General features: G+C 71.3%; 6 protein-coding genes and 1 pseudogene. 4 read left to right on the top strand and 3 right to left on the bottom strand.

What is annotated here, in order from left to right:
- From AN218_RS01165 to AN218_RS01155, 3 genes are all read right to left on the bottom strand, one after another.
- A partial coding sequence (locus tag AN218_RS01165) for a 4Fe-4S dicluster domain-containing protein (protein WP_141747389.1) occupies positions 1 to 631 on the bottom strand: 631 nt, incomplete at its 3' end.
- A gap of 83 nt (positions 632 to 714) precedes the next feature.
- A complete protein-coding gene (locus tag AN218_RS01160; protein ID WP_171908554.1) occupies positions 715 to 2,004 on the bottom strand; it encodes an FAD-binding oxidoreductase in 1,290 nt (429 codons plus the stop codon).
- A 6-nt stretch (positions 2,005 to 2,010) separates the two neighbouring features.
- Complete coding sequence (locus AN218_RS01155; protein ID WP_070014548.1) at positions 2,011 to 3,462, bottom strand: FAD-linked oxidase C-terminal domain-containing protein; 1,452 nt, start codon at positions 3,460 to 3,462, stop codon at positions 2,011 to 2,013.
- A gap of 405 nt (positions 3,463 to 3,867) precedes the next feature.
- Here AN218_RS01155 and AN218_RS01150 point away from each other — a divergent pair, with 405 nt between their 5' ends.
- The 4 genes and pseudogenes from AN218_RS01150 to AN218_RS36330 all read left to right on the top strand — a co-directional run.
- Positions 3,868 to 4,068, top strand: a complete 201-nt coding sequence (locus AN218_RS01150) for a hypothetical protein (RefSeq protein WP_070014547.1) — start codon at positions 3,868 to 3,870, stop codon at positions 4,066 to 4,068.
- A gap of 343 nt (positions 4,069 to 4,411) precedes the next feature.
- Positions 4,412 to 6,361 carry an AMP-dependent synthetase/ligase gene (locus tag AN218_RS01145; protein WP_070014546.1) on the top strand — a complete coding sequence of 650 codons (1,950 nt, stop codon included), beginning with the start codon at positions 4,412 to 4,414 and terminating at the stop codon, positions 6,359 to 6,361.
- A 162-nt stretch (positions 6,362 to 6,523) separates the two neighbouring features.
- Entirely contained in the window at positions 6,524 to 7,144 is a 621-nt protein-coding gene (locus AN218_RS01140) for a DUF4142 domain-containing protein (RefSeq protein WP_079131707.1), read from the top strand.
- Positions 7,145 to 7,336: 192 nt separating this feature from the next.
- Positions 7,337 to 8,265, top strand: a pseudogene (locus AN218_RS36330) (hypothetical protein); the annotation flags it as partial.

Below are 8,265 nucleotides of genomic sequence, written 5' to 3'. Positions count from 1 at the left end.
CCTCCGCCCCCGCCTCCACCGTCTCCACCCGTGTACGGGCGGCGCTGCGCTCCGGTGTCCTGCGCAGGGCCGAGCGCAGCGGCACGTCCGGCATCAGCGCCTCCAGGGCGCGCAGCCTCGCCGGCAGCCGCCGCAGCAGCCCCGCACGTCCCAACGCGGCGCGCAGCCCGAGCCGTTGGTAGAGGGCTCCGAGCACGGCGGCCGCACGCAGCCGCCGCGGATACGGGAAGAGGCGGAAGATCAGCCCGCGGAAGGCGCGGTCGGAGCGGGAGCGGGCCCAGTTGCGTTCGATCTGCGGCCGTACGGACTCGATGAGCCGGTCGTACTGCACACCGGACGGGCATGCCGTCACACACGCCATGCACCCCAGGCAGTTGTCGAAGTGGCCGACGGCGGCGGCGGTCAGCGGTGCCTCGCCCTCACTGATGAGCTGCATCTGATAGATGCGGCCGCGCGGGGAGTTCATCTCCTCGCCGGTGAGGGTGTACGTGGGGCAGGCGGGCAGGCAGAAGCCGCAGTGGACGCAGTCGGAGAGGAGTTCGGGCGACGGCGGCCGGTGGTCGTCGAACCCGCCGGAACCGCCGGAGGGGACGGGCCCCTCGGGGGTGCCACCGTGCGGCGTGGTGGTCATGCGGTGCTCCCTAGGAGGTGCAGAGGGTGCGGAGAGAAGGAGAGACGGGGCCGTGGCCGGAGCCCTGCGGTCCGGCCGGTGGGTCAGAACCAGGGCGCGAAGCGGCCGGGCGCACACCGGCCGCCGGGATCGAACTGCCGCTTGAGGGACCGCAGTACGGCGAGCGCGGACGGTGCGGGCCCCCATGCGTCCGCCGCCTCGTCCACGCCCTCCCGGCGCCGCCGCAGCGTCGCCGAGCCGCCCGCCTCGTACACGGCGTCGCGCCACGCGGTGAGGCACGCCGCGTGCTGCGCCGCGTCGCCGCCGCTCAGCACCACGGTGTGCAGCCCCTGGGCGAGTCCGCTCAGCAGCCGCGCCTCGACCGGGGTGTCCTCGGTCAACTCCCGTAGCCGTTCGGCGAGTCGGGGCAGCCGTGCGGGAGACGTGGCGGCGCGCAGCACGGTCTCGCCGTCCTCGCCGCGCGTCCGCTCCGACAGCCGCCGCCACGCGGCCTGTTCGGCCTCCGAGTCGAGCGCACGGGCCGCGGCAAGACCGGGAATCTCCGGGGCGAGACGGGCGCGTGCGGCGGCGCTCTCCGCGGTGCCCTGGAAGCGGATCAGCACCTGCCGCCCGTCCCACTCGACGGCGACGGGCTCCAGCGGCGAACGCAGCACGGCACGGGCCGCGTCGAGCGCGCGGGCGGCGTCGTCCGCCTCCAGGGCGAGCGTCACCGTGGCCTCGGGCAGCGGATGGACGCGCAGATTGAGCCGGGCGACGAGGCCGAAGGCGCCGAGCGAGCCCGCCATCAGCTTCGCGAGGTCGTATCCGGCGACGTTCTTGATGACGTCGCCCCCGCTGCGGGCCACGGTGCCGTCGGGCAGTACGAGCGTCGCACCGATCACGAGGTCGCCGACGCCGCCGTACTTCAGCCGCCGCGGTCCCGCGTCACCGCAGGCGAGCAGCCCGCCGAGCGTGGCGCCGCCGCTCGCCGTGGGCGGGTCGACCGGGAGCCACTGTCCGGCGGGGGCCAGCAGTTCCTGGAGCCGGGTCAGCGGCATGCCGGCCTCCACGCCGACCGTCCAGTCCTCGGGGGCGTGGCTGATCAGCCGGTCGAGGCCGGAGGTCTCCACCACCACGTCCGGCGCGGCGACGGGCGCGCCCCACTCCAGGGCCGTTCCGGCGCCCTCGATGAGCACGGTGCGCCGCGCGGACGCGGCGTCCGTGAGGGCGTCGGCGGCCTCGGCGAGGCCCGACGGGCGTACGCGGGTGGGGAGTTCACCGGTGCCGGCGGCGGGCGTGCCGGCCGACGGACTCGCGGACGCGTGCGGCGCCCCGCCGTGCGCCGGCGTGGACGGCCCGCTCTCGCGCAGCGACCCCGGGGGCTCCTCGGACACCACGTCTCACCACCTCTCGATCACGCCGGCCGCCTCCAGCGGGTGCGGCCGGTAGCGTCCGGGCGCCTCACCGCACAGCCGCGGAGTGGGCAGCACCTTCCCGGGGTTGGCCAGTGCGTCCGGGTCGAAGGCCGTACGCAGCCGCCGCATCACGGCCAGGTCCGTCTCCCCGAACATCTCCGGCATGGAGCACGCCTTGTCCAGGCCGATGCCGTGCTCGCCGCTGAGCGAACCGCCCAACTCCACGCACATCTCGGCGATCTCGGCCGCCAGCCGCTCCGCGCGCTCGGCCTCCCCCGCCTGCTCGTCGAAGAGGACGAGCGGATGCAGATTCCCGTCCCCGGCGTGGAAGACGTTGGCCACGCGCAGCCCTTCGGTGCGCGACATCTCCGCGATACGGGTCAGCGCCTCCGACAGCCGGGTACGGGGCACGACGCCGTCCTGCACGAAGTAGTCGGGGCTGATGCGTCCCACGGCGGCGAAGGCGGCCTTGCGTCCCTTCCAGATCAGGGCGCGTTCGGCGTCGGTCGTGGCGATCCGTACATGCGAGGTGCCCTTCTCGTGGCACAGCGCGACGACCCTCTCGAACTGCTCGTCGCACTCGTGCTCCATGCCGTCCAGCTCGACGACGAGCGCCGCCGTGGTCTCCAGGCTGTATCCGGCGTGAACCGCCGCCTCGCAGGCCTCGATCGCGAGGGAGTCGAGCATCTCCACGGCGGCGGGCACGATGCCCGAGGCCATGATCGCGCTGACGGCCTCCCCCGCCGCCTCCACCGTCGGGAAGTCCGCGACGAGGGTGCGCACGGTCTCCGGTACGCGCAGCAGCCGCACGGTGATCTCGGTGGCGATGCCGAGCGTGCCCTCGGATCCGATGAACAAGCCGCGCAGATCCGGGCCGGGGCTCTCCGGGGCGTCCCCGCCGAGGTCGGCGACGGAGCCGTCCGGCAGGACGACGCGCAGCCCCGTCACGTGGTGCACGGTGAACCCGTACTTCACGCAGTGCGCGCCGCCGGAGTTCTCCGCGACGTTGCCGCCGATGGTGCACACGACCTGGCTGGAGGGGTCGGGCGCGTAGTAGAGGCCGTGCGGGGCGGCGACGCGGGAGATCTCGGCGTTGGTGACGCCGGGCTGGAGGACCATCCGCCGGTCCTCCGGGTCGAGTTCGAGCACCTGCCGCATCCGCGCAAGGGAGACGACCACCCCTTGCGCCACCGGCACCGCTCCCCCGGACAGGCCGGTGCCGGCGCCCCGTGCGACGAACGGCAGGCCCTCGCGGGCGCACAGCGAGACGGCGGCGGCGACCTCTTCGGTGCTGCGGGGCAGGACGACCAGGGCGGGGACTTCACGGAAACCGGTCAGGCCGTCACACTCGTAGGTCCGTAGTTGGAGCGGATCGCTCAGCACGGCGTCCGCCCCCAGTGCCGCTTCGAACTCCCGGCGCAGTGCGGCGTCGATCATGGCACCGTGCCTCCTGACCCGTAGACCCTCCGACGGAACGGCAGTTCAGCGCATTCCGAGATCCGGTATTCAACAACCGCGTCACGGAACCTAGGGTTCTTGCATCTATGGGTCAACCCTTCGTTGCATCCATGTTTCCCGCGGACCGCCCGGCCGTCCGCGCCCACGGCACCGCGGCCGCCCCGCTCCCTCCCCCGGGATTTGAGACTTCTTCACCGAACGTACGGGCGCAGAGCGGCAGTTGAGCGGGCGGTACATCGCCGAAAGCCTCAAGAAGCAGTCCAATGAGACGATGGAACCCGCGGACGACGGCGACGCACGGGCGCCGAAGACCGGAAGTCCCGGAAAGCGCGGACGTTCGGAGGATCCGGACTGCCGCGGACGACTCGGAGGACGAGGCGGCGGATGAAGTTCCTGCTCGAAGTGGACCTGGGCGAGACGGCGTCGGACGGCGACGCCGCACGGGAGGTGGGCCGCATCCTGCGGTACTGGGGCGGCAATCTGCACCACTGCACCCTGGAGCCGGGGGCGAGCCAGGAGCTGTACGACTCGGAGTACCGCGCGGTGGGCCGCTGGAGCGTCGTCGAGTCCGGCGGCGGTTCCTGACCCCGGCGCCGAAGTCGCCCCGCCCGTACGGGAGTTCACGCACCCTCCACGCGGCGGCGCGCACCCGCCCCGCGTCCGCATGTCCGCCCGGGACCGGCGGCCGCGGATCACGGAGTGCGGTTACTGGCGGTTACGCAGGCCGGGGCGGGCCCCGGCACCCCGAGACGCCCCCGCGGAGCGCGACCGGCGCAGGTGAGCGGCGCCTTTCCCTCACACACCCTCCCCCGATTCCCCGCACGGGAAGATCGCCGATTCCCTAGGCAACCGGCCGCTCAGCGCGGTAATTTTCGCGGTCAGTCACTGAACGTCGTGACAGAAGCAGACGGGGTGAGGGCGGTGTGCTGTGCGTGACTACAGCGTTCCGCCGCTCGTCGAGCCGCTCGGCTCCGGCGGCCTCGCCGACTCCGTCTACGAACTCGCCGCCCGCGAACCGGGTCTGCCGCAGATCGCGCGCCGCGAGAGCCCCGACGGCAGCAGCGGCCCCTGGCGCGAGACGACGGCCGCGGCCTTCGCCGCCCAGGTACTCAAACTCGCCAAGGGCCTGCTGACCCAGGGCATCGGCTTCGGCGACCGGGTCGCGGTGATGACCCGTACACGGCACGAGTGGACGCTCTTCAGCTTCGCCCTCTGGTCGCTGGGCGCCCATGTCGTACCTCTCTATCCGGCGTCCTCCACCGAGCAGTTGCGCTGGGTCCTGGCCGACTCCGAGGCGTGCGCCATCGTCGTCGAGCACGAGGACCACGCGATGACGGTGGGCTCCGTCGTCGACGGCCTGCCGCAGTTGCGGCACATCTGGCAGCTCGACGCGGGCTGCGTACGGTGGCTGACCGAGGAGGGCGCCGCGGTCGGCGACAACGACGTGCACCGCCACCGCTGGGCCGTGATGCCGGAGATGACGGCCGCGGTCATCTACACCTCGGGCACCACCGGCCGCCCCCGCGGCTGTGTGATCACGCACCGCAACCTGGCCTCCGAGTGCGACACGATCCTCGCGGGCTGGGGACGGCTGATGGGCGAGCCGGGCGAACAGCCGTCCGTCCTCGCCTTCCTGCCGGTCGGCCATGTCTACGGGCTGATGGTCACGGTGATGTGCATCCGCGGCGGCTATCTGCTGGGACACCAACCGGACATCTCCGCCCGCGAGTTGATGCCCGCGATCAGATCGTTCCGGCCGACGTGTCTGTACGCGGTGCCCTACTTCTTCGAGAAGTTCTACGCCGCCGCGCGGATGATGGCCCACACCGCCGGCCGCGGCGAGATGTTCGAGCGTGCGATGGAGGTCTCCCGGCGCTACGCGGAGGCGGCGGAGGCCCAGGCGCTCGGCACCGGCCCGGGTCCCAGCACGGGACTTCGCGCGCGGCACGCTGTCTACGACCGCCTCGTCTACCGGCGGCTGCGGGACGTGCTCGGCGGCCGTACGAGGAACGTCGTCTCCGGCGGCTCCACGCTCAGCCGCGAACTCGGCCTGGAACTGGCCGGCGCGGGCATCGTCGTCTACGACTGCTACGGCCTGACGGAGACGACGTGCGCCGTCACCGCGCAGCCCCCGGGCAGACCGAGATTCGGCACCGTCGGGCGGCCCATGCCCGGCGCCTCCGTGCACATCGCCCGCGACGGCGAGGTGTGGGTGCACGGTCCGACGGTCTTCAACGGCTACACGGGCCGCGCCGAGCACGCCGCACGCGGCGACTCCCCGCGCCCTGACGGACGCAGAGCCGCACCGCCGGGCCAGGAGCCGCCGGGCGGCCCGCACGGCGGCGCTCCGGGCGCACACGCGCCCGTGCAGTACGAGGAGACGCTGCGCGACGGCTGGCTCGGCACGGGGGACGTCGGTTTCCTCGACGACGGCTATCTCGTCATCACGGGCCGCAAGAAGGACGTCATCATCACCAGCGCGGGCCGCAGCGTCTCACCGCTGATGCTGGAGACGCGGCTGCGCGCCCATCCGCTGATCTCGCAGGCGCTCGTCGTGGGAGACGACCGTCCCTTCGTGGCGGCACTGGTCACCCTGGACCCTGAAGTCCTCGAACAGTGGCGCAAGGGCCGCGAACAGTGGGGGCCTTCGGGACCCGGTTACGGCAACTCGCCGTCCGAGGAACTGGAACGCGAAGTGGGACGTGCCGTGGCCGCCGCCAACTCCGCCTTCTCCAGGGCCGAATCGATCAGATCGTTCCGCATCCTGCCGGAGGAATTCAGCGTGGCCGACGGGCTGGTGACGCCGTCGCTGAAGCTGAGAAGGGCCGCGATCACGCGGATGTACGCGGCGGAGATCGAGGAGCTCTACGCGAGCTGAGTGCCGTTGTGCGGACGGGACACGGCAGATACGGCTCCGTAATCTAGCAGTGATGTACGCCGGAGGACCGGTTCTTGTCAGGTCGGAACGAAGCCTCGACCACTTCCTCACACACACCATTAGCGTCCGTCGCACTTCGAAGGTGTGTGGAGAGGAGGGCGGATGCGTTCCGCCATCAGGTCCGGGCAGGCGATCGGCACTGTGCCGGCAGCCTCCGGTCTCGCCGCGGCGCTGACGGCATGTGTGCCGCACCGGCGCTCCGGCGGCAACCGCGGCCTCGCGCCGGCCCGTTCAGGATGGCAGCACGTCGGTAAGGGCACCTGGCAGACACGGCACGGGCCCCTTACCGCACTGGACCGTGACTTCATACGCAAAGTGCGGAACGCCGGTTTGTGGGAGCTGCCCGCGGGCCAGTCCGCGCGGGAGCGCGGGACACGAAAGTCGGTGCGGATCGCGGGCGATCATCTCGTCGACGGATACACGGAGTCGGACCGACGGGCCGTAACGGCCGGTCACACCCTGACAGTCGGCATTCCGAGCCGGCCTCCCGGACCGGGCCGGAAGCGCCCGGACACCACTGGGCGGGCCGGGGGCAATGCATTCGACCGGGTTCTCGTCGAGAGGCTGCGGCAAGCGCACGGCGTGGTCTACGGCCTCGCCGGCCTTGTACGCGATCAGACCCGCAACTCAATGGTGCGGTCGTTGGCGACCCGGGCCAACGCCATTGTCCTCGATCACCTCACAGTCCTGGACACACCGGGCTTGTGGATTTCGAGGCGCTGAACGACGTGGAATGAGTGGAGTGAAGTCAATATGAGACAAAAAGGCCACAAACGCTCGCGCACGGCGAACAAAACGATAGCGATCGTCGCAGCGCTGGTGGTCGGTGGTGGTGGCGCAGCGGCGATCGGTGTGAGCGCCTTCGCGGGCAACGGTGACGCCGCCCCTGCTGCGAGCACGATCGACTGTCCTGATGTGAGCCTTGCACTGGACCAGGTGCCGCAGGGCGCCAAGGAGTCCGTGGGTCAGAAGCTCGCCACTCTGGACCAACAGGTCGCCCAGGCCTACGGGCAGTGGCACTCCAAGGAGCAGAACTCCGAGGAGGCCCTGGGTCAGTTGAACCAGCAGCGCCAGGCAACGATCCGCAGCATCGGCCAGGACTTGAAGAACGCCGGCGCCCAGGAACCCGCCGACATGGGCTCCATGGCGCAGTGCCAGATGATGCAGGAACAGGCCGGCCAGGAAGGCGGCGACGAAGGCCAGCAGGGTCAACAGGGCCCGAAGGCCGAGGACTTCGTCGACATCACTCAGGTCCAGCCGAACGCCTCGAAGGAGGAGGACTCGGGCGGCAGTTTCGAGACGAAGTGCGGTGCCAACGGCAACGAGCACTTCAACTCGGACAACGTGATCGCCGCTCCGGGTGTTCTGAACGGTGCCCACCACGTCCACGACTACGTGGGCAACGAGGACACCAACGCCCAGTCCAGCGACGAGTCCCTCGCCGCAGCCGGCACCACGTGTGCCAAGGGCGACCAGTCGACGCACTACTGGCCCGTGATCCGTTCACTGGACGGGAACGAGGACCAGCGGGGCGCCGTACAGCAGGGCGACGCGGGCGACCAGGCCGCGAACGACGTCAGCGCGAAGAGCCTGACGCATAACGACCAGGGTCAGGACCAGGGTCAGGACCAGGGGCAGCAGCAGCCTCCGGCCGAGGACCAGGGCCAGGATCAAGGTCAGGATCAAGGCCAGGACCAGGGACAAGACCAAGGCCAGGATCAAGGCCAGGACCAAGGTCAGGATCAAGGCCAGGACCAGGGACAAGACCAGGGCCAAGACCAAGGTCAGGACCAGGGCCAGGACCAGGGCCAGGACCAGGGCCAGGACCAAGGTCAGGACCAGGG

Source organism: Streptomyces nanshensis (genome assembly GCF_001751255.1).
Taxonomy (GTDB): Bacteria; Actinomycetota; Actinomycetes; order Streptomycetales; family Streptomycetaceae; genus Streptomyces; species Streptomyces nanshensis_A.
Note: the sequence above shows the minus strand (reverse complement) of the source record. Positions and strands in the feature narration are given on the sequence as shown.

Excerpts from the sequence above, each read along its gene's own strand:
- AN218_RS01155 (WP_070014548.1), bottom strand. The coding sequence starts at position 3,462 with ATGATCGACGCCGCACTGCGCCGGGAGTTCGAAGCGGCACTGGGGGCG.
- AN218_RS01150 (WP_070014547.1), top strand. The coding sequence starts at position 3,868 with ATGAAGTTCCTGCTCGAAGTGGACCTGGGCGAGACGGCGTCGGACGGC.
- AN218_RS01140 (WP_079131707.1), top strand. The coding sequence starts at position 6,524 with ATGCGTTCCGCCATCAGGTCCGGGCAGGCGATCGGCACTGTGCCGGCA.